The 19,878-nt window shown below is 63.8% G+C and carries 22 protein-coding genes and 1 tRNA gene; 9 read left to right on the forward strand and 14 right to left on the reverse strand.

Going from position 1 to position 19,878, the window contains the following annotated elements:
- Positions 1 to 79: 79 nt before the first annotated feature.
- Positions 80 to 712: a hypothetical protein gene (locus ACTPOI_RS18360; protein WP_440112674.1), complete on the forward strand. Its 633-nt coding sequence runs from the start codon at positions 80 to 82 to the stop codon at positions 710 to 712.
- Positions 713 to 782: 70 nt separating this feature from the next.
- On the opposite strand, the gene ACTPOI_RS18365 is transcribed toward ACTPOI_RS18360, so the two are convergent.
- From ACTPOI_RS18365 to ACTPOI_RS18390, 6 genes are all read right to left on the reverse strand, one after another.
- Positions 783 to 1,154 (reverse strand): hypothetical protein, encoded by a 372-nt coding sequence (locus tag ACTPOI_RS18365; protein ID WP_440111371.1) that lies wholly within the window; start codon positions 1,152 to 1,154, stop codon positions 783 to 785.
- An 82-nt stretch (positions 1,155 to 1,236) separates the two neighbouring features.
- Positions 1,237 to 1,419, reverse strand: coding sequence for a hypothetical protein (locus ACTPOI_RS18370; RefSeq protein WP_440111373.1), 183 nt, complete (start codon positions 1,417 to 1,419; stop codon positions 1,237 to 1,239).
- Positions 1,420 to 1,608: 189 nt separating this feature from the next.
- On the reverse strand, positions 1,609 to 2,187 hold the full coding sequence (locus ACTPOI_RS18375) for a cysteine hydrolase family protein (RefSeq protein WP_440111375.1): 579 nt from the start codon (positions 2,185 to 2,187) through the stop codon (positions 1,609 to 1,611).
- Positions 2,188 to 2,202: 15 nt separating this feature from the next.
- Complete coding sequence (locus ACTPOI_RS18380; RefSeq protein ID WP_440111377.1) at positions 2,203 to 2,667, reverse strand: DUF421 domain-containing protein; 465 nt, start codon at positions 2,665 to 2,667, stop codon at positions 2,203 to 2,205.
- A gap of 35 nt (positions 2,668 to 2,702) precedes the next feature.
- Positions 2,703 to 3,191 carry a hemerythrin domain-containing protein gene (locus ACTPOI_RS18385; protein WP_440111379.1) on the reverse strand — a complete coding sequence of 163 codons (489 nt, stop codon included), beginning with the start codon at positions 3,189 to 3,191 and terminating at the stop codon, positions 2,703 to 2,705.
- A gap of 223 nt (positions 3,192 to 3,414) precedes the next feature.
- A complete protein-coding gene (locus ACTPOI_RS18390; RefSeq protein WP_440111381.1) occupies positions 3,415 to 3,711 on the reverse strand; it encodes a hypothetical protein in 297 nt (98 codons plus the stop codon).
- A gap of 222 nt (positions 3,712 to 3,933) precedes the next feature.
- On the opposite strand from ACTPOI_RS18390, the gene ACTPOI_RS18395 reads away from it, so the two are divergent.
- Both ACTPOI_RS18395 and ACTPOI_RS18400 read left to right on the forward strand, forming a co-directional pair.
- On the forward strand, positions 3,934 to 4,302 hold the full coding sequence (locus ACTPOI_RS18395) for a hypothetical protein (RefSeq protein ID WP_440111383.1): 369 nt from the start codon (positions 3,934 to 3,936) through the stop codon (positions 4,300 to 4,302).
- 41 nt (positions 4,303 to 4,343) lie between these two features.
- Positions 4,344 to 4,526 (forward strand): hypothetical protein, encoded by a 183-nt coding sequence (locus tag ACTPOI_RS18400; protein ID WP_440111385.1) that lies wholly within the window; start codon positions 4,344 to 4,346, stop codon positions 4,524 to 4,526.
- Between the two features lie 21 nt (positions 4,527 to 4,547).
- On the opposite strand, the gene ACTPOI_RS18405 is transcribed toward ACTPOI_RS18400, so the two are convergent.
- The 4 genes from ACTPOI_RS18405 to ACTPOI_RS18420 form a co-directional block, all read right to left on the reverse strand.
- Positions 4,548 to 4,637, reverse strand: a tRNA-Ser gene (locus tag ACTPOI_RS18405).
- A gap of 124 nt (positions 4,638 to 4,761) precedes the next feature.
- Complete coding sequence (locus ACTPOI_RS18410; protein WP_440111387.1) at positions 4,762 to 5,274, reverse strand: surface-adhesin E family protein; 513 nt, start codon at positions 5,272 to 5,274, stop codon at positions 4,762 to 4,764.
- A 68-nt stretch (positions 5,275 to 5,342) separates the two neighbouring features.
- Positions 5,343 to 6,260 carry an SPFH domain-containing protein gene (locus ACTPOI_RS18415; protein WP_069106162.1) on the reverse strand — a complete coding sequence of 306 codons (918 nt, stop codon included), beginning with the start codon at positions 6,258 to 6,260 and terminating at the stop codon, positions 5,343 to 5,345.
- Between the two features lie 43 nt (positions 6,261 to 6,303).
- Positions 6,304 to 6,729, reverse strand: a complete 426-nt coding sequence (locus tag ACTPOI_RS18420; RefSeq protein WP_440111389.1) for an NfeD family protein — start codon at positions 6,727 to 6,729, stop codon at positions 6,304 to 6,306.
- A gap of 146 nt (positions 6,730 to 6,875) precedes the next feature.
- Between ACTPOI_RS18420 and ACTPOI_RS18425 the strand changes: the two genes are divergently transcribed.
- Together ACTPOI_RS18425 and ACTPOI_RS18430 are read left to right on the forward strand one after the other, a co-directional pair.
- On the forward strand, positions 6,876 to 9,242 hold the full coding sequence (locus ACTPOI_RS18425) for an Orn/Lys/Arg decarboxylase N-terminal domain-containing protein (protein ID WP_440111391.1): 2,367 nt from the start codon (positions 6,876 to 6,878) through the stop codon (positions 9,240 to 9,242).
- Between the two features lie 259 nt (positions 9,243 to 9,501).
- Positions 9,502 to 10,062: a fasciclin domain-containing protein gene (locus ACTPOI_RS18430; protein ID WP_440111393.1), complete on the forward strand. Its 561-nt coding sequence runs from the start codon at positions 9,502 to 9,504 to the stop codon at positions 10,060 to 10,062.
- Between the two features lie 144 nt (positions 10,063 to 10,206).
- Here ACTPOI_RS18430 and ACTPOI_RS18435 read toward each other — a convergent pair whose 3' ends face one another.
- Together ACTPOI_RS18435 and fabI are read right to left on the reverse strand one after the other, a co-directional pair.
- A complete protein-coding gene (locus tag ACTPOI_RS18435; protein WP_440112676.1) occupies positions 10,207 to 11,058 on the reverse strand; it encodes a DNA ligase in 852 nt (283 codons plus the stop codon).
- Positions 11,059 to 11,273: 215 nt separating this feature from the next.
- Positions 11,274 to 12,074 (reverse strand): enoyl-ACP reductase FabI, encoded by an 801-nt coding sequence (gene fabI, locus ACTPOI_RS18440; protein ID WP_440111395.1) that lies wholly within the window; start codon positions 12,072 to 12,074, stop codon positions 11,274 to 11,276.
- A gap of 116 nt (positions 12,075 to 12,190) precedes the next feature.
- Between fabI and ACTPOI_RS18445 the strand changes: the two genes are divergently transcribed.
- From ACTPOI_RS18445 to ACTPOI_RS18460, 4 genes are all read left to right on the forward strand, one after another.
- Positions 12,191 to 13,990 (forward strand): extracellular solute-binding protein, encoded by a 1,800-nt coding sequence (locus ACTPOI_RS18445; RefSeq protein WP_440111397.1) that lies wholly within the window; start codon positions 12,191 to 12,193, stop codon positions 13,988 to 13,990.
- A gap of 116 nt (positions 13,991 to 14,106) precedes the next feature.
- Positions 14,107 to 15,138: a microcin C ABC transporter permease YejB gene (locus ACTPOI_RS18450; RefSeq protein WP_440111399.1), complete on the forward strand. Its 1,032-nt coding sequence runs from the start codon at positions 14,107 to 14,109 to the stop codon at positions 15,136 to 15,138.
- A 20-nt stretch (positions 15,139 to 15,158) separates the two neighbouring features.
- Entirely contained in the window at positions 15,159 to 16,202 is a 1,044-nt protein-coding gene (locus tag ACTPOI_RS18455) for an ABC transporter permease (RefSeq protein ID WP_440111401.1), read from the forward strand.
- Positions 16,199 to 17,827, forward strand: coding sequence for an ABC transporter ATP-binding protein (locus ACTPOI_RS18460; protein ID WP_440111403.1), 1,629 nt, complete (start codon positions 16,199 to 16,201; stop codon positions 17,825 to 17,827). Before ACTPOI_RS18455 ends, ACTPOI_RS18460 begins: the two co-directional genes overlap by 4 nt.
- A gap of 133 nt (positions 17,828 to 17,960) precedes the next feature.
- Here the strand turns inward: ACTPOI_RS18460 and ACTPOI_RS18465 are convergent, their stop codons facing one another.
- Positions 17,961 to 18,560 carry a lipocalin family protein gene (locus tag ACTPOI_RS18465; RefSeq protein ID WP_440111405.1) on the reverse strand — a complete coding sequence of 200 codons (600 nt, stop codon included), beginning with the start codon at positions 18,558 to 18,560 and terminating at the stop codon, positions 17,961 to 17,963.
- Positions 18,561 to 18,719: 159 nt separating this feature from the next.
- Complete coding sequence (locus tag ACTPOI_RS18470) at positions 18,720 to 19,721, reverse strand: PhnD/SsuA/transferrin family substrate-binding protein (protein ID WP_440111407.1); 1,002 nt, start codon at positions 19,719 to 19,721, stop codon at positions 18,720 to 18,722.
- Positions 19,722 to 19,878: the final 157 nt, after the last annotated feature.

The raw sequence follows: 19,878 nt of genomic DNA on the forward strand, positions 1-19,878 counted from the left end.
CCGGCATGCTGCGCAGCAGGGGGCCCGCGCTGCGCCGGGCCCTTGTCGCCTTGTGGCGGCCTGTGCAACTGCCGCGCTGATGGTTTGCGTCGCGCTCACAGGCTGCTCCAGCACGCCACCCACGCCCGACTGGCAGATGAATGCCCACGGCGCCATACAGAAGGCCACACAGGCATACCTTGCGGGCCATTCGCGCGTGGAGGTGCTGGAGTGGAACCTTGCCCGGGCCGAAGTGGGGCGTACCGGCCGGGTTGATCTGCTGGCACGGGTGGAACTGACGCGCTGTGCTGCGCTGGTCGCCAGCCTGGACCCCGCACCGTGCGACCGGTTTGAGGCCTTGCGGCCCGATGCACCCGATGCCGAACGAACCTACGCAGACTATCTGGCGGGTCGGCCCGTGGCGAGCGCGGCGGCTCAACTGCCAGAGGCGCAACGGGCAGTGGCCACCACAGGCAGCGTCACTGCGCTGGCAGCCATCCAGGACCCTTTGTCGCGCCTGGTGGCCGCTGGCGTGCTGTTCAAGACCGGCGGCGCCAGCCCGGCGGTCGCATCCATCGCGGTGGACACAGCGTCCAGGCAGGGGTGGCGCCGGCCGCTTCTGGCTTGGCTCGCGTTGGAGGTCCAGCGTGCTCAAGCTGCTGGCAATGTGGAGGCCGCGGCCGCTCTGCAGCGCCGCATTGCCGTGGCCGAGGAAAGCCTGCGTACTCGCTGAAGGGCGCTTGTGCGTGTCGCCGCTCCCGCGCGTATGCACGCCGGTGCGCTAACGAACGGGCGGTATCGAGCTATCGGAGCCGCGCCTGCAAGCGCGCTTCGATATCGCTCTGTTCCACCGCAAACTGCTGCGCTGTCATCTCATTGGCCTCAAACTTGCGCGCAGCAGACAGCAGCAAAACAGTGTTTTCCAGCCGCGAATCCTGCTGGAAGGAAGAGGGCAGGGCCGTAAGCCTGTCAAAGCTCTCGCGGTAGAGCTCGCTCCACCTCAAAACGCCCGCGCGGGCCTGTGTGCGGGCGTTTTCGTGCCATTGCGCGAACTCTTCCAGCGCGCGATCCTGCGGGGCAGAACAGGCGCTAAGACCGAGCGCAAGGACAGCGAGGGCCGACCAGCGCCCTGTGCGGGCAGCCACGCTGCGAGGGATGCTGAAACATGGTGCCATGCTCATTCTCCATTCAGACTGCCGCCTGCAAAACGCAACCGGCGCCGCATGGTACTCCGCTGCTATCTTTTTTGACAAGCCTTCATTCAAACAAGCGGGCCAGGAGCACCTGCTCGGAACTCTCGGGCAGGTAAGACAGCGAATCGGCTGCCTGCACGGTCAGATCAGTGCCCAGCAGTGCCATGGCGGCCAGAACAGCTACGACCACAGTGCCTGCAAAGGGCAGGGCTGAGCGGGGACTCTGGCGACGTTGCTGGCGTTTCATGGTGCGCTTTCGTGAAGAACGGGGAGGGACCTCAATGGTCCCAGGCAAGCCTCAATGGCTGCTTTTGCCCAATTTCAGCAAAGCCGCCCCATAGCGTCTGTCAGACAAAGGCGATAGCTCCCGAGGGTGTACCGATGGCGACCTTGGTCACGTGCATGGGGTTCAGAGCAAGACGCATCGCGGCTTCTTTCAGGCTTTGCGGGTGACACATGAAAAGGAGTGCGCCAACTGGTACAGCGCGGCCTCCTTGCGCGCCGGACTTTCTGCCGCTGTGCAATTGGACGGTACCCAGACGTTGAAGCCACGCATGTAGGCATCGGTGGCGGTCAGGTGCACGCACATGTCGGCCGAGAGCCCGGCTACGACCAGATTGCGTGTTTGCATCTGCCGCAGCAGATGCTCCAGCGGCGTGCCATGAAAGGCCGAATGCAGGGGTTTCAGGATGGTCAGGTCGCAAGGTTGCGGCTCCAGCATGGACGCGATCTTTCCTCGAAGGCCGGGCATGGCCTTGCAACGGCCGAGCAGCTCCTTGAAGTCAGACCGCCAGATGCCGTAGTTGTCATTGGCGTAGATCACAGTGGCGCCTTCACGGCTCAGTCTGCGCTTGAGCCGTGCAGTCGCCAAGGCGGCTTGCATGGCGCCGGCCAGCAATGCCGGTGCCCCCGGAAACTGCATGGGGTTGATGAAGTCCACGATCACGAGCACCGTTTCGCTCGGTCGCAGCGTTGCGTCGTCCCCCGCGAACCCGGGCGTGGGGTCCTGCTCCATGGATCACCCCCGCTTTCAGTGTTTTCGGGTCAAGATGCTGATGCGCCCGTCTGCTTCGAGAAACGCACATTGCATCGATTCGAGGTCGCAGTCGGCTTCGCGCAGCGCCTGGTGCACATCGGCTTCCGGCACCCGCTCCTGCCGCAACACCTTGTGCAGGAGCTTGCCGTCTTTCCCGATCAGGATGGGATCTCCCTCCAGCCGTGAGCGCACGGCTGTCGAGCGCGATGTGATGGTGGCCACCGTGGCGTTGAGGGCCACGAGTACTGCGGCGCTGATCAGCCCGCCCGGTACAGATTCCTCACCCCCTGAGAGGGCGTTGGACACCGATTCGCTCAGCAGCATCACCACCAGCAGGTCGAAGGGAGTGAACTGGCCGACGGTCCGCCGGCCCGACAGCCGCATGAGCAGCAGCAGTGCGGCATATAAGACCAAGGCCCTGAGAACCATTTCCCACCAGGGCAGGCTCAGGTCCCACATGGGCGGCCCTCAGCGCACTGCGTGGTCATGCCGCTTCAGGCGGCAGCCAGCTGCGCTTCCATGAGTTCTTCCTTGCGCTGCTGCAGTTGTTCGCGCATGGCGATCAGGTCCAGCTTGCGGGCTGCGCGGGCCTTCGTGAAGATCTCGTTGCGCTCTTCCTTCACATGGTGGTCTATGTATTCGCCAAGTACCTTGACGCGGGCATCAAACTGCTCGTCCGCCGTGACGGCGCTCTCGATCTGCGCGATGAGATCCTTGGCGGTCTGGTGCTCCACTTCGGCTTCGGCCAGCAGGTCGGTTTCCTTGATGGCCTGGCGCAGCGCGGGGTAGAAGATCTCTTCCTCGATCTGCGCATGCACCGTCAGCTCCGTACAGATTTCCTTGGCGAGATCCATCCGCAACTGCCCTGCATTGCGGGCGCGGGAGCCGCACAGCTCCTCGAAATCCTTGAACATTTTCTTGACCGCCTTGTGGTCTGCGTCTAGCAGGTCGCAAGCGTCTTTCTGGCGTGGGCTGGTGGGCATGTGGGGCTCCGTACAAGTTGGTTTTGGAACCCGGATGATGGGATGGCAATATCCAGCCCGTCTGTAGGAAAGCGCCAGAGTTCGCGGTCAGCAAGCGCGGCATGCGGTCCATCAAGGTCGCTGCGAGATCTGCGCAGCGATGTCGCAGGCGTTTCACCAGCGCCGACCCGTTCGGCTCAAACCGGTAGCGCTGCGCCAGAAGGGTCCTCGGCCTGGTGATGAATCATGAATCCAGCCGCTGCGCCTGCCCCTGTCCTCGCGCTGCGCTCTGTGAACCGCTGTGTTGCCGCTGAACTTCAAACTTCAACTGTTGGGCCGGGAACGCACGCCGCAGTGTTTCTAGGCCCTCGGGCGACAGGCTCAACACCTCGGCACGTTGCACCCGGGCGCCCACGTCGGGCAGCACGGCCCGCACCAGCCCCGCTGCCGCCAACACACGCAGCCGGTCTATCTCGCCGATGTCCTCGACGGTCATCGGCAGTGTGCTTCTTGCGAGCGAGCGCAACAATTCAACGGGCATGAGTCCTCTCCCTGTGTATTCAGGTTTTTATTGTGTCCAAGGGAAAGCAAGCCCACAACGCAGCGGAACAACTCGCAACACACTTTGAACTTTGATGAAACCTTGGAGCCCGCTCTGACCGTTTGCCGGGCTGATGGCCGACAGCACGGGTTCCGCGGGGTGTCAAGTATGAGAACCACGCCGCGTCGAAAGCAGCCGCGGCCAGTCAACCTGGAGAGCCCAATGCATCAAAGCCACAGACTGCAGCAACCGGATATCCGTGAATCGATCGCCGGTGAAGAAGACCCCGGCGCAGCACTCGACACGGTGCGCGCGATGGTGGAGCGGGCAAAGAACTGCGCCCAGGCCCTTGCGCCACCTACCATCCACATGGAATGCCGCGAGGGTGCAGACCACATCGGTGTGGATGTAGGTTGGCAACAGAGCGGCACTGGTTCCGCGGCCGAGTTGCTGGGCCTGGTGGTTGCGCACCATGGCGAAATTGCCAAGGCGGCCTGGTCCACCTTTGCCCGGACGGGCGCGCGGACTATCGCTCTTGCCATCGACGAGAGCATCGACGGCGTGTTCTATGTAAGCCGCAAGTATTCCTGAACCAGCATCAACGCCCCCAACCGCGAAAAGCGACTCCCATCATGACCAACCAGATCGATTCTCCGGACGGGGTGCCCAGAAAAGACCCGTCCCGCGCCAGCCCGACGCTGGTCCAAACCGACACGGCTGCCGACTTGGCGGTCAAGCAGGACGCACTGCGCCGCAGTTCCCAACAAGCGGACACCCCGAAAATTCCAGACCCGCAAAGCAAAAAGCCCAAGTGACGAATCACTTGGGCTTGCATCTGGCGGAGAGGGCGGGATTCGAACCCGCGGTGGGGATTAGCCCACACACGCTTTCCAGGCGTGCGACTTAAACCGCTCATCCACCTCTCCGAAGCCCTCGATTATAACCATGGCAGTGGGGCGATTTCTCAGGCGATGCCCAGGCGGGGTAAAAAATGCCTGTGCAGCGTTAAGAGCTGCTACGGATGGGCTGGCTGCTTCCGTCCAGGCTCCGTCAGCCGCGCACTCGGCATGCTGCCGCGATCAGGCGCTTGTAGGGCTGGCCGGGCACATCCTTGAACAGCACCGGTGCTTCGCCCTCGCGGTACTCCTCTCGCGCCACAGCCTGACCTGACCAGGAAGGTTCAGCGTAGTAGCTGAGCCACAGGTACCAAGCCTTCTGCGTCGAGCAGTTGACCACCGCCTTCGCGTAATACGAGCGGTACTTCTGCCCGCGAAACGAAGTGCGCTCCCGGTCGCGCGAGACCCGCAGGTCCAAGACCACGCGCTGGTCCAGTCCGGTGGGTTCCGGGCGTACCTCCACGAGGTTGCTGGCCCGGTCGTTCGGATCGCCGTGCACGGTCAGCCACAGGTCGGCGTCTTTTGCGGGCTGCGCCGCTACATCCAGAAATGTTGCGGCAACAAAAAGTCCTGTAATGGCGACCAGCCGGCTAGGCTGGGTGAGTACGGTCCTGCGTCTCCAGGTTGGCTTTTCGTGCGGACGCAGTGCAAACCACTCCTGCGCCAAGCTGCCGCATCTCTGAAGGCAGAGGCCGCCTGCTGCGTCGGAGCCTTTTCTTGTAGCCATCGCGGAAATCACCCTGCGCGCTGCTGGGCTTGCACCATCTTCATGGCCGAGCCGATCAGGGCAGACACCTCGGTCATGTTGCTGGGCACGATGAGCGTTGTGGTGGCATCTTGCGCCACCCGGCTGTAGGCGTCCACGGCCTTTTCGGCCACCTTGAGTTGCACGGCCTGCTCGCCGCCCGGCTGACGAATGGCGGTAGCCACCCGCTCAATCGCTTGCGCGGTGGCCTCAGCCACGGCCTTGATGGACTCGGCCTCGCCCTGGGCCTTGTTGATGACCGCCTGCTTCTCGCCCTCTGACCGCGCAATGAAGGCCTCGCGCTCGCCGGTGGCGATGTTGATCTGCTCCTGGCGGCGGCCTTCGGATGCTGCGATGAGCGCGCGCTTTTCGCGCTCGGCAGTGATCTGTGCCTGCATGGCGTGCAGGATTTCCTTGGGTGGTGTCAGGTCCTTGATTTCGTACCGCAGCACTTTCACGCCCCAGTTCAGCGCCGCCTCGTCGATAGCCTGCACGATCTGGGCGTTGATGATGTCGCGCTCCTCGAACGTCTTGTCCAGCTCGAGCTTGCCGATCACCGAGCGCAGCGACGTCTGCGCCAGCTGCGTGACGGCCATGATGTAGTTGCTGGAGCCATAGCTCGCGCGCATCGGGTCTGTCACCTGGAAGTACAGGATGCCATCCACCTGCAGCTGCGTGTTGTCGCGCGTGATGCAGATCTGGCTGGGCACATCGAGCGGTATTTCCTTGAGGCTGTGCTTGTAGGCTACCTTGTCGACAAAGGGCACCAGAAAGTTCAGCCCGGGGCTCAGGGTACCGGCGTACTTGCCCAGGCGCTCCTTGACCCACGCGTTCTGCTGCGGCACGACCTTGACGGACCGCACGATGAAGATGACGGCAATGACCAGGATGACGATGGCGATTTCCACGGGAACCTCATTTCTTTGAAAAATGTCAGCGAGCGTGGTGCGCTCAGACCGGGTCTACGAGAAGTCGATTGCCCACCAGCTCTGCCACGCGGTGCATGCCGGTCGCCGGAGTAATCCCAGGGCGGTGTATGGCTGTCCACTGGGCCCCGCGGTACTTCACCAGGGTGGTGCCGTCCGGGTTCCAGCCTTCGATGTAGATAGTTTCACCGACATCCAGGTTCACGCTGCGGTCTGCGCGTGCCGATGGATCGCCGGGGCGCCGCTTCTTGGCCCAGTGCCAGGCCACCACTGCGCCGCCGCCAACTACTGCAGCGCTCACGATCTGCAGCGGCGTCGACACACCCAGGTGCGCCATGACGGCCGCAGCGGCAAGGCCAACGGCCACCATGAGCAGATAAAAGGTGCCGGTCAGCAGCTCGGCTGCGACTACCGCTCCTGCGGCCAGCCACCAGATGGTGGATTGCTCCATGGTCAGCCCTCCTTGATTGATGTATTTAGCGCACCACATTCTGGGCCCAAAAACAGGCCAGACAAAGGCATGTCAACGTTATTCCTTACACTTCGCGCCTCTTTTGATTTTTGGCCGGGCAGGGCACGGTTGCACGGAGGCTGCGCATGAAGTTTCGTTTTCCCATCATCATCATCGATGAGGACTATCGTTCCGAGAACACCTCGGGTCTGGGTATCCGTGCGCTTGCGCAGGCCATCGAGGCCGAGGGCTTCGAGGTGGTGGGGGTGACCAGCTACGGTGACCTGTCGCAGTTTGCGCAGCAGCAAAGCCGCGCCAGCGCGTTCATCCTGTCGATCGACGACGAGGAATTCTCGGGTGGCGACGGGCTGGACCCAATCGTGCTCAGCCTGCGCAACTTCATTGGCGAAGTGCGCCGCAAGAACACCGAAGTGCCCATCTACGTGCACGGCGAGACCAAGACCAGCCGCCACCTGCCCAACGACATCCTGCGTGAGCTGCATGGCTTCATCCACATGTTCGAGGACACCCCCGAATTTGTGGCGCGCCACATCATTCGCGAGGCCAAGAGCTACCTCGAAGGCGTGCAGCCGCCGTTCTTCAAGGCGCTGCTCGACTACGCCGAAGACGGCTCGTACAGCTGGCACTGCCCGGGGCATTCGGGCGGCGTGGCGTTCCTGAAGAGCCCTGTGGGCCAGATGTACCACCAGTTCTACGGCGAGAACATGCTGCGCGCCGACGTGTGCAATGCGGTCGAGGAACTGGGCCAGCTTCTGGACCACAACGGAGCGATTGGCGAAAGCGAGCGCAATGCCGCGCGCATCTTCAATGCCGACCACTGCTTCTTCGTGACCAATGGCACCAGCACGTCGAACAAGATGGTGTGGCACCACACCGTGGCGCCGGGCGATGTGGTGGTGGTGGACCGCAACTGCCACAAGTCCATTCTGCACAGCATCATCATGACCGGTGCGATCCCGGTCTTCCTCAAGCCCACGCGCAACCACTTCGGCATCATTGGTCCGATTCCGCAAAGCGAGTTCGAGCCCAAGGCGATCGAGGCCAAGATCAAGGCCAACCCGCTGCTCAAGGGTGTGGATGCGAAAAAGGTCAAGCCACGCGTGCTCACGCTCACGCAGTCCACCTACGACGGCGTGCTCTACAACACTGAAACCATCAAGAACATGCTCGATGGCTACGTGGACAACCTGCACTTTGACGAGGCCTGGTTGCCCCACGCGGCGTTCCACCCGTTTTATGGCACCTACCACGCCATGGGCAAGAAGCGCACGCGCCCCAAGCACTCGGTGACGTACGCCACGCAGTCCATCCACAAGCTGCTAGCGGGCATCAGCCAGGCCAGCCATGTGCTGGTGCAGGACTCGCAGACCACCAAGCTGGACCGCCACCTCTTCAACGAGGCCTACCTGATGCACACCAGCACCAGCCCGCAGTACAGCATCATCGCCAGCTGCGATGTGGCGGCCGCCATGATGGAGCCGCCTGGCGGCACTGCGCTGGTCGAGGAAAGCATTCTGGAAGCGCTGGACTTCCGCCGCGCCATGCGCCAGATCGAGGACGACTTTGGCAAGAAGGACTGGTGGTTCAAGGTCTGGGGCCCTGAAAAACTCGTGGACGAGGGCATTGGCCGCGCCGAGGACTGGATCATCCGCAGCGACAGCAAGAGCAAAAAAGCCGGTGCCAAGTGGCACGGCTTTGGCCAGCTGGCCGACGGTTTCAACATGCTGGACCCGATCAAGTCCACCATCGTCACGCCCGGTCTGAACCTGGACGGCAAGTTCGACAAGACCGGCATTCCCGCGTCCATCGTGACCAAGTACCTGGCCGAGCATGGTGTGGTGGTGGAAAAGACGGGCCTGTACAGCTTCTTCGTGATGTTCACCATTGGCATCACCAAGGGCCGCTGGAATACGCTGCTGACTGCGCTGCAGCAGTTCAAGGACGACTACGAGAAGAACCAGCCCATGTGGCGCATCCTTCCGGAGTTCTGCCAGCAGCACAAGCGCTACGAGCGCATGGGCCTCAAGGACCTGTGCCAGCACGTGCACGAGATGTACGCCAAATACGACATCGCGCGCCTGACGACCGAGATGTATCTGTCGGACCTAACGCCTGCGATGAAGCCGTCGGACGCGTACGCGCACATTGCGCACCGCCAGACCGAGCGGGTGGAGATTGACCACCTGGAAGGCCGCATCACCGTGGGCCTGGTCACGCCGTACCCGCCCGGCATTCCGCTGCTGATTCCCGGCGAAGTCTTCAACAAGAAGATCGTGGACTACCTCAAGTTCGCACGCGAGTTCGCCAAGCTGTGTCCGGGTTTTGAAACCGACATTCACGGGCTGGTGGAAGTGGAAGACGAAAGCGGTCAGGTGCGCTACTACGCCGACTGCGTATCCAACGGCAAGCCCGCGAAGAACGCCAAGCCCCTGGCAACGGCAGACAACCTGGTCCAGGTGGGAGACAACGGCCCGTTCGGCCGCAACGTCTGAGGACTTACCTGCAACCTCCAGCGCCTCCATGGCGCTGATGTCAGCTTCGCACGCCATCGTGTGGACCCCAAATAACGCCCCCTGGCCCTGGCCGTGGGGCGTTTTTGCATTTCAGACCGACTCTCGCCGCGCAGGTCTCCCTTTTTCTGAATCCACTCCTCGGGCCCCTGCGTATTCATGGACAGCTGCGCAAATTTTTCCTCTCCTTTCTCTCTCTCTCTCGCCAAGCGCAGTCCAACCATTTTCAGGAGCCTTTCCCATGCGTATCCGTTTCAATGCCCGCGTTGCCGCCATCGGTCTGTCTGCCGCGCTGTCCGCTGCGGCGTTTCCTGCCTTCGCACAGGTCATGGTGGGCGGTGCGCCCATGCTGGCCAGCAAGGATATCGTCGACAACGCCGTGAACTCCAAGGACCACACCACACTGGTTGCAGCGGTCAAGGCAGCGGGCCTGGTGGAAACGCTCAAGAGCGCTGGGCCGTTCACGGTGTTTGCGCCCACCAATGCCGCCTTTGGCGCACTGCCTGCCGGCACGGTAGACACGCTGCTCAAGCCCGAGAACAAGCCCACGCTGACCAAGGTGCTGACGTACCACGTGGTAGCCGGCAAGTACGACGCTGCCGCACTCACCAAGCTGATTGCCAATGGCAAGGGCATGGCCAGCCTGAAGACCGTGGCCGGTGGCACGTTGACTGCCAAGGCCAGCGGCAACGCCGTGATGGTGACGGATGAAAAGGGCGGCACGGCCACCGTGACCATTGCCGATGTGTACCAGTCCAACGGCGTGATCCACGTGGTGGACAAGGTCTTGCTGCCTAACTGATAGGCGGTGTCTCGTTGGCCCGGTTTGCGCAGTCTTTGCACTGCGTAACCGGGCTCTTCGCGCCAGGCGGTCTTGGGCTATGCAGCGCCATAGCGGCAGGGCGGAGTTGACAAGCACCAGAGTCCCCTGCTGGCGCAGCGGGCTTCAGCGCGGCGGCATGTCTTCCCGCAAGCGGACAAAGCTGGCAAAACGGGGCAACCCGCCGTCGTGCGTGCCCCGGTAGCGGTAGGTGACCCAGCTTCCCACGGGCGGTGGCGTGTCGCGTTCGGCATCGCTGAACCCGGTGCCCAGCCGGAAGCGTTGGCCAGACGGCATCTCGACCAGCAACGCCCCCATGCGGCCGGCGTGCTTGCCCGTGCCGGGCAGGTGGGCCACCACCTTCGCCTCGGTGTCTTCGTGCGTCTTGAGCTTGAGCAGGTCATCGCTGCGGCCCGCGCGGTACAGCGATGCGCCACGATGCAGCATCAGCCCCTCGCCACCCGCGCGCACTGTGCGTTGCAGCAGTGCCTGCAGTGCGGCATCGGTCGCCACCTTGCGCTGGGGAACCGCCTGCACCCAAGGCTGCCCGATGGCCTCGACCATGCGGTTCAGCGCAGGCAATCGTTCATCAAACGTACCGCCATGGCGTGGCAGGTCAAACACCATGAAGCGCATCTGGCGCCACGCGGCATCGTCGGGTTGCTGCTGGCGTGTAGTGGACTGAGCGTGGGTAAATTTGCCGCGGCCAGCCCACAGTTCGCCGTCCATGGGCTCGGCGGGCCAGCCGTGGGTGAACCAGGCCGGTGCTAACACGGTTTCACCACCGCGCGTGCGCAGCGCGTGGCCATCCCAGAAGCCGCGCACGCCATCGTATTTTTCGCTCACCCAGTAATCGGCCAGCGGTGTGCCGGGGCGATACACGTGCGCCAGCAGCAGGGCGGGCGCATCGGCGGTGATGCCTGTGCTCGGTAACAGCAGGCCACCCAGCAACCAACCCAGCAAGCGACGGCGCGCCAGTGACGCCCATCGGTCAACGTTGGCAATGCGCTCGGGGTGCTGTGCCGTCACGCTGTCGCCATGCGCCAGCGCCACGGCAATGCGCCGAAAAAGATGATTGCTATAAAATTGATAGCTATCGGGCATTGTAGTACAAGCACCTGGAGCCAAAACCGTTCAAAATCAGCGTGCAAAGGCTCTGTACGGGGCTGTATCCACCGCGCCGGTGCAGCCCGTCAGACCTGGTCAGCGCTCAGGCCGGCCGTCTGGCTGAAGCCGCCGTCCACATACGTGATCTCGGCGGTCATGCCCGATGCCAGGTCGGACAGCAGGAATGCCGCCACATTGCCCACGTCTTCGATCGTCACGTTGCGGCGCAGCGGCGAGGCGTCGGCCACGCGGCTCAGCAGCTTGCCAAAGTCCTTGATGCCACTGGCGGCCAGCGTCTTGATGGGCCCGGCGCTGATGCCATTGGCGCGGATGCTGCGGCCGTCTGCGGTGCGGCCCACGGCTTCGGCCAGGTAGCGCACGCTGGCTTCCAGGCTGGCCTTGGCCAGGCCCATGGTGTTGTAGTTGGGGATGGAACGCAGCGCGCCGAGATAGCTCAGGGTGATGAGCGACGACTTGTCGTTCAGGTAGGGCAGGGCTGCCTTGGCCATGGCCGGAAAGCTGTATGCGCTGATGTCGTGCGCGATGCGGAAACCCTCGCGGCTCAGGCCATCGAGGAAGTTTCCGGCAATGGCCTCGCGCGGCGCAAAGCCGATACTGTGCACAAAGCCGTCAAACTTGGGCCAGGTCTGCGACAGGTCGGCAAACATGCGCTCGATCTGCTCGTCGCTGCCCACGTCGCAGTCAAAGATCAGCTTGGAGTCGAACTCGGCGGCAAAGTCGGTGATGCGGTCCTTGAAGCGCTCGCCCACGTAGCTGAAAGCCAGCTCGGCGCCTTGCGCGTGGCAGGCCTTGGCGATGCCGTAGGCGATGGAGCGGTTGGACAGCACGCCCGTGATGAGCAGCTTCTTGCCGGTCAGAAAACCCATTGTTGTTCTCCAGTGGAATGCGATGACGGTGGTGTGCGGGCAGGCAGCCCGCCGTGTGGCGGGGGTTTGCCCGAAGCCTTGGCTTGGGCCGCGCCTGCGTAGTGCAGAATTGTCGCATGCGGTTTTGGCTGACTTTTCTGTGTTTGGGATGTGCGGCTCCGGCCTGGGCCGCGCACGCGTATGCGCTGTGGGGCGAGCCCCGCTATGCGGCCGGTTTTTCGCACTTCGAGTACGTCAACCCGGATGCACCCAAGGGCGGCGAGCTGCGGTTGGTGAGCAACCTGCGCACTTCCACGTTCGACAAATACAACCCGTTCACCATCAAGGGCAACGCACCTGCGTACCTGTCGACGCTGATGTTTGACTCGCTGCTGGTAGGAGCGATGGACGAGACGGCCACCGGCTACGGCCTGTTGGCAGAAGACATCGAGGTTGCAGCCGATGGGCTGTCGGTGGTGTTTCGCCTGCGGCCCGGGGCGCGCTTTCACAACGGCAAGCCGGTGCTGGCGCAGGACGTGAAGCACAGCTTTGACACCCTGATAGGACCGCACACCTCGCCCGCGTACAAGACGCTTTTGATCGAAGTGGCAGGTGTGGATGTGCTGGACGACCGCACGGTGCGCTACCGGTTCAAGCAGCCCAACCGCGAACTGCCGCTCACGGTGGGGGGGCTGCCGGTGTTCAGCCGTGACTGGGGCGTTGAAAATGGCAAGGCCAAGCCGTTCAACGAGGTGGTCACCGATGTGCCGATCGGCAGCGGGCCCTACAAGATCGGGCCGGTTCGCTTTGGCAAGGACATCACCTATGTGCGCGACCCGAACTACTGGGCCCGCGACCTGAACGTGCGCAAGGGCACGGCCAACTTCGACCAGGTGCTGGTCAAGATCTACAAGGACAACACGGCGCGGCTTGAAGCCCTGAAGGCCGGTGAGTTCGACCTGATGCGCTTCTTCAGCGCGGGCGACTGGGCCCGCCGCGTGACGGGCAAGAAGTTCAACAGCGGCGAGCTCGTTAAGGGCGAGTTCCGCCACAAGCTGCCTTCGGGCTTCCAGAGCTACGTGCTCAATACCCGCCGTCCCATGCTGCAGGACGCCCGCGTGCGCGAGGCGCTGGGTCTGGCCGTCGATTACGAGTGGATGAACCGCCAGCTCTTCTACGGTGCCTACCAGCGTGTGAATGGGCTCTTTGGCAACACGGCCTGCGAGACGCGTGGCGTGCCCGGCCCGCAGGAGCTGGCGCTGATGGAGCCGTACCGCAAGCACATCCCCGCAGCGGCGTTCGGCCCCATGACGGTGCCGCCCCGCACCGATGGCGATTCATCCCTGCGCGCCAATTTGCGCCGTGCGCAGGCCCTGCTCAAGGAAGCCGGCTGGGAAGTGCGTGACGGCGCCCTGCGCAACGCCAAGGGCGAGCCCATGGTGCTCGAATACATGGACAGCAACGATGGCGGCGTACGCACCATCACGCCGTGGATGCGGGCATTGGAGAAGATTGGCGTCACGCTGAAATTCCGCGCGGTGGACTTTGCGCTGTACCAGCAGCGGCTGCAGAAGTTTGACTTTGACATCACCTCCATGGCCTACCAGGGCACGAACAACCCGGGCCAGGAGTTTGCCGACATGTTCGGCAGCGCGGCCGCCGACACGGAAGACTCGGGCAACTTCCCAGGGGTGAAGAACCCGGCGGTGGACGCGATGGTGAAGGCCATGACCAGCGCCAAGACCGAAGCCGAGCTGCTGCCCGCCTGCCATGCGCTCGAACGCATCATTGCCCACAGCCACTACCTCATTCCGCAGTGGACGGCTGGCACCCACCGCATGGCCTACAACGCCTGGCGGCTGGACAAGCCGCCCACCATGCCGCCGTATTCGACGGGCGAGGGCTGGGTCATCGACACCTGGTGGGCGCGCAAATGATGCCCCCACGCTCCGGCATTGCACGGGTCGCTGCCCCCCAACGGGGCTGGCCTTGCTGGGGGCGCCCCGACGCGGCGGCCGGCCGCGTGGCGACCATTCCCAGAGGTTGAATCCATATGCTTGCCTACATCCTCAAACGCGTCCTGCTGATGCTGCCCACGCTGCTGGGCGTGCTGCTGCTCACGTTCGTCGTGATCCAGTTCGTGCCCGGCGGCCCGGTGGAGCAATACATGGCCGAAGCCAAAGCCGGCGCGGGCTCTGGTGGTACGGAAGGCGGCGGCATGAGCTACCGCGGCGCGCAGGGCGTGGACCCCAAGCGGCTGGAGCAGATCAAGGCGCTGTACGGCTTTGACAAGCCCGCCCACGAGCGCTTCTTTCAGATGCTGGGCCAGTTCGCCCGGTTTGACCTGGGCAAGAGCTTCTTCCAGAACAAGGACGTGTGGACGCTGGTGAAGGAAAAGCTGCCGGTGTCCATCAGCCTGGGCTTGTGGACGTTTTTCATCAGCTACCTGGTGGCCGTGCCGCTGGGCGTGGCCAAGGCCGTGCGAGCCGGTTCGCGGTTTGACCTGGTCACCACGTTGATCATCCTGGTGGGCTACGCCATCCCGGGCTTTGTGCTGGGCGTCGCGCTGCTGGTGATCTTTGGCGGCCAGTTGCAGTGGTTTCCGCTGCGCGGGCTCACGTCCTCCAACTGGGAAGAACTGAGCTGGGGTGCGCGCATCGTCGATTACCTGTGGCACATCACGCTGCCGGTCACGGCCATGGTGCTGGGCAGCTTTGCCGTGACGGCCATGCTCACCAAGAACGCTTTTCTGGAAGAGATCCGAAAGCAGTACGTGCTCACGGCCCGCGCCAAGGGCCTCTCTGAGCGGCAGGTGCTGTGGAAGCACGTGTTCCGCAATGCGCTGATTCCCATCGTCACCGGCTTCCCGGCCGCGTTCATCGGCGCGTTCTTTGCCGGATCGCTGCTGATCGAGACCCTGTTCTCGCTCGACGGCCTGGGCCTGCTCAGCTACGAAAGCGTGATCCGCCGCGACTACCCCGTGGTGCTGGGCACGTTGTACCTGTTCACGCTGATCGGCCTGGTGACCAAGCTCATCAGCGACCTGTGCTACGTGTGGGTAGACCCCCGCGTGAAGTTTGACTAGGACCGGACGGACCGCCCCTCATGAGCACCGCCCCAGCCACATCCCTTTCCCCATCTCGCCGCGCCTGGCTGCGCTTCAAGCGCAACCGCCTGGGCTACTGGAGCCTGCTGATCTTCTGCACCCTGGTGGTGGTCAGCCTGTTTGCCGAGCTGGTGAGCAACGACAAGCCGCTCGTCGTGCGCTACGAGGGGCAGACGTACTTCCCCATGCTCAAGGACTACCCCGAGACCACCTTTGGCGGGGATTTCCTCACCCCCACCGATTACCTCGACCCATTTATCCAGCAGCGCCTGAGCGCGGACGGCAACTGGGCGCTGTACACCCTCAACCGCTACGGCCCCAACACGCTCAACTACTTTGCCAAGTCGCCCAACCCGTCGGCGCCCACATCGGCCAACTGGCTGGGCACCGACGACCGGGGGCGCGACCTGCTCGCGCAGTTGCTCTACGGATTCCGCGTGAGTGTGCTGTTTGGCCTCGCGCTGACGGTGACGGGTGTGCTGCTGGGCGTGATCACCGGCGCCATCCAGGGGTTCTTTGGCGGCAAGACCGATCTGGCGTTCCAGCGTTTCATCGAAGTGTGGGGCTCCATGCCCGAGCTGTACCTGCTCATCATCTTCAGCGCAGTGTTTGCGCCCAGCATTTCGCTGCTGCTCATCCTGCTCAGCCTGTTTGGGTGGATGGGGCTGAGCGACTATGTACGTGCTGAGTTCCTGCGCAACCGCCAGCTGGATTACGTCAAGGCCGCGCGCGCGCTGGGCGTGAGCAACAGCCAGATCATCTGGCGCCACATCCTGCCCAACAGCCTGACGCCCGTGGTCACCTTCCTGCCGTTTCGCATGAGCGCTGCGATCCTGGCCCTGACCTCGCTCGACTTTCTGGGCCTGGGCGTGCCGCCCGGCACTCCATCGCTGGGCGAACTGCTGAGCCAGGGCAAGAACAGCATCGATGCCTGGTGGATATCGCTCTCCACCTTTGCAGTGCTGGTGACCACGCTGCTCTTGCTCACCTTCATGGGGGACGCGCTGCGCGACGCTCTCGATCCTCGAAAGGCCGACCAGTGAACGCCCCGGGCCATCTTCGATTGCTGCAGGTGCAGGACCTGTACGTTCGCTTTGGCACCAAGGACGTGGTGCGGGGCGTCAACTTTTCGATTGCAGCGGGCGAAAAGCTCGCGCTGGTGGGCGAATCCGGTTCGGGCAAGACCATCACCGCGCTCAGCCTGCTGCGGCTGGCGGGCGATGCGGTCATTACCGGCCATGCACATCTGCAGGGCCGCGGCGACCTGCTGGCGCTGACCGAGCGCGAGATGCGCGGCGTGCGCGGTGGCGACATCGCCATGGTGTTCCAGGAGCCCATGACCGCCCTCAACCCGCTGATGACCATCGGCATGCAGATCGCCGAGATCCTGCAGCTGAAAAAGGGCCTGACGGGCGCGCAGTGCGCGCAGGCCGCCATCGAACTGTTGGCGCAGACTGGCATCCCTGAGCCCGCGCGGCGTGCCAACAGCTTTCCGCACCAGCTCTCTGGCGGGCAGCGACAGCGCGCCATGATTGCCATGGCACTGGCCAGCAGTCCAAAGCTGCTGCTGGCGGACGAGCCCACCACCGCGCTGGATGTGACGTTGCGCGGCCAGATCCTGGACCTGCTGAGCGACCTGCAGCGCCAGACCGGCATGGCCGTGCTGCTGATCACACACGACCTGAACCTGGTGCGCCGCTTTGCCGACCGCGTGGCGGTGATGGAGCAGGGCGTGCTGGTGGAGCAGGGACCGGTGAGCGAAGTGTTCGGCACGCCCCAGCACGCCTACACGCGCCGCCTGATCGCCAGCCAGCCCCGCCGCGATGTCGCCGAGGCCGACCCGCCTGCGGGCACACCGCCCGTGGTGCGGACGCAGGACCTGCGCGTGGTGTACCCCACGCCGCTACCCGGCATCAAGGGCTGGTTCAAGAAGGGCGAGTTTGTGGCGGTGCAGGCCGCCACGCTGCAGCTGCTGCCGGGGCAGACGCTGGGGGTGGTAGGCGAGTCGGGCTCGGGCAAGTCGACGCTGGCGCAGGCCATTTTGGGGCTGCTGCCGTATGCGGGGGATCTGCAGGTGGGCGGCAGCGCGTGGCAGCAGCCGGCCATGCGAAACACCCCGGCCAACCAGAAGCTGCGCCGCCGGGTGCAGGTGGTGTTTCAAGACCCGTTTTCGTCGCTTTCGCCGCGCCTGACGGTCGAGGAGATCGTGGGCGAGGGTCTCAAAGTGCACGAGCCCGGGCTGAACGTGGCCCAGCGCCGCACGCGCGTCGAGGCCGCCCTGCACGAGGTGGGCCTGGCTGAAGCGCAGTACCCGCGCCTGCTGGAGCGCTATCCGCACGAGTTCTCAGGGGGACAGCGCCAGCGCCTGGCCATTGCACGCGCACTCATCGTGCAGCCGCAGGTGCTGGTGCTTGACGAGCCCACCAGTGCACTCGACGTGACCATCCAGCAGCAGGTGCTGAGCCTGCTGCAGCGCCTGCAAAAGGAAAAGGGCCTGAGCTACCTGCTCATTACCCATGACGTGCAGGTCATCCGCGCCATGGCCCATGACGTGGTGGTGATGAAGGACGGCGCGATTGTGGAAACCGGGACCGTGGCGCAGGTGCTGGATGCGCCAGGCCACCCCTACACGCAGCGGCTGGTGGCTGCTGCAGGCGTCGAAGGCTGATTTTTGATTGAAATTGGCCTGTGGCGCTTGATCTATATGCCTTGATTGCTATGTTGTTTATAGCAATTTAGCTGCCTTGCGTTAGATCCCCGTCCGTCCTGCAAACAAGCGCAGTCTGCCCCCGCGCGGCGCGTCAGCGTTGCATGGGGCGCACGGCCAGCTGCTCACCAGCGGTGGGCACCCACAGGATGCGGTTCACGTCCACGCCCATCTGGGTGGCACGCTCCAGCAGGTGCTCACGCACGTCGGCCGGCAGCGATGGCGTGCGGGACAGGATCCACAGATAGTCCAGGCTGGAACCGACCACCATGGCCCACTGGTAGTTCTCGTCCAGGGCCACCACGTTGTAACCACCGTAAAACGGCCCGAAGAAAGACACCTTGAGTGCCGCGCGCTCCGGGTCGCCCACAAATTGCGCCGTGCCTTCGGCTTCCTTCCATGCCTTGCGCCGCGCGTCGTAGCCCCGGTTGACGACCTTGATGGTTCCGTCGTCATTGCGGGAATATGTGGCGCTGGTGCGGGTCAGGCCGCGTTCAAAGGAATGGTCGATGCGCGCCACCTCGTGCCAGTGGCCGGTGTAGCGGTTCACGTCAAACCCGATGACGGCCTGGATGCCATCGGGCACGCGCGGGGTCGAACATGCTGCCAGTGCTGCCACGCCCAGAAGCAGGACGGCGCCCGCCGCGATGGTCCAGGCGGAACGGCGGGGAGGGGTGGCTTGTGCTGCAGGCATGGCGGTGCGTCTCCGGCGGCCGCCAGGCGCGGAATGCATCTGGAGCGGGTGTATGCACTGTAGAAATCGCCCGGCCCTGGTGGTGTAGGCCGCGGCTGTCACTCGCTGTCGGCGCCCGGGGCCTGGCGCGGCTGCCGCCGTGCTTCTGAGCCGCAGTGATCAGCCGGGCTTGGGCGTCTGGGCCTTCTGCGTCTTGTTGAAGACTTCCATCACGGTGGCGAAATCGCGCTCGAAGTTGATGGGCAGGAAGGTGTCGTTGCCCGGCAGCAGCTGCCGCAGCTTGGGCGAAAACGCATAGCTGTAAGAGCACTTCTTCACACGGTTTTGCAGCTCGGGCGACACATCCTTGCTCAGGGTCCATGTCTCGGTCATGAACGGCGGGCTTTCCCACAGCGTGCGAATGCTGGAACCCTTCACGTCGCCCTTGACGACCATGCGCTGGTAGAGGTCGCTGGCCACCGCCGCCGCAGGGTAGAAGCCATGCATCACGCCCGTGACCGACCGCTCATGGCCGTTGGAGAACACCACCTCATAGTTCTGGTCAGGCACCAGCCCCAGTGCCGGGAACAGCGCACGCGGTGCCATGTTGCCCGAGTTGGACGTGGGCGTGGTGTGCGCGATCTTCTTGCCCACCAGGTCTTGCGGTTTGGTAAACGGGCTGTCGACGCGCGCGATAAGGATCAGCTTGTACGAGTTGCGCTGGCCGCTCGCCTTGTTGCCGGGCACCGCAAAAGGCGCGGGCTGTCCCAGCGCCACCAGTTGCGGCACCAGGCCAGGGTTGACCTGCGCCAGTTGCACGCGGCCACTGGCAACCCCGTCAATCAGCTCCTTTTCGCTGAGGGTGTCGATATTGGTGCTGCGGTCCAGCGATTCGCCCTGCGCATTCTGCAGGTCGATGTTCCCGCACCGGGCCAGGTGGTTGAAGTAGTCGCCCCACAGCAGCATGGTTTCGCTTTTTGCATAGGTCTTGGGCATGGCCACCACCAGCTTCTCGCGCAGGCCGCTGAAGGCAGGGGCCGCAAGTGCAGCGGCTGCGGGCTTGGCAGCTGCGGGCTTTGCCTGCTGCGGCGGTGAGACGGACGTCGCCGTCTGGGCAGTGGCGTGTGTCGCCACCGCGAAAACACTGGTTGCAAGCACCAGCAGGCGTGTGTTGGATCGCATGAAATTCTTCCCGTCGTTTGTTGTTTGGGTTTCGGTGCCGGGTAGCTCTTGCTGTCTGGCGGGCGGGCAGTATGCAATGGCGCTGCTTGCGCACAAGTCGTCTGCGTGACCAGCAACGTGGCGCATGGGCCATGCTCCATGGGCTGGTAGGTGGCGT

The sequence above is a fragment of the Acidovorax sp. BL-A-41-H1 genome, from assembly GCF_051942715.1.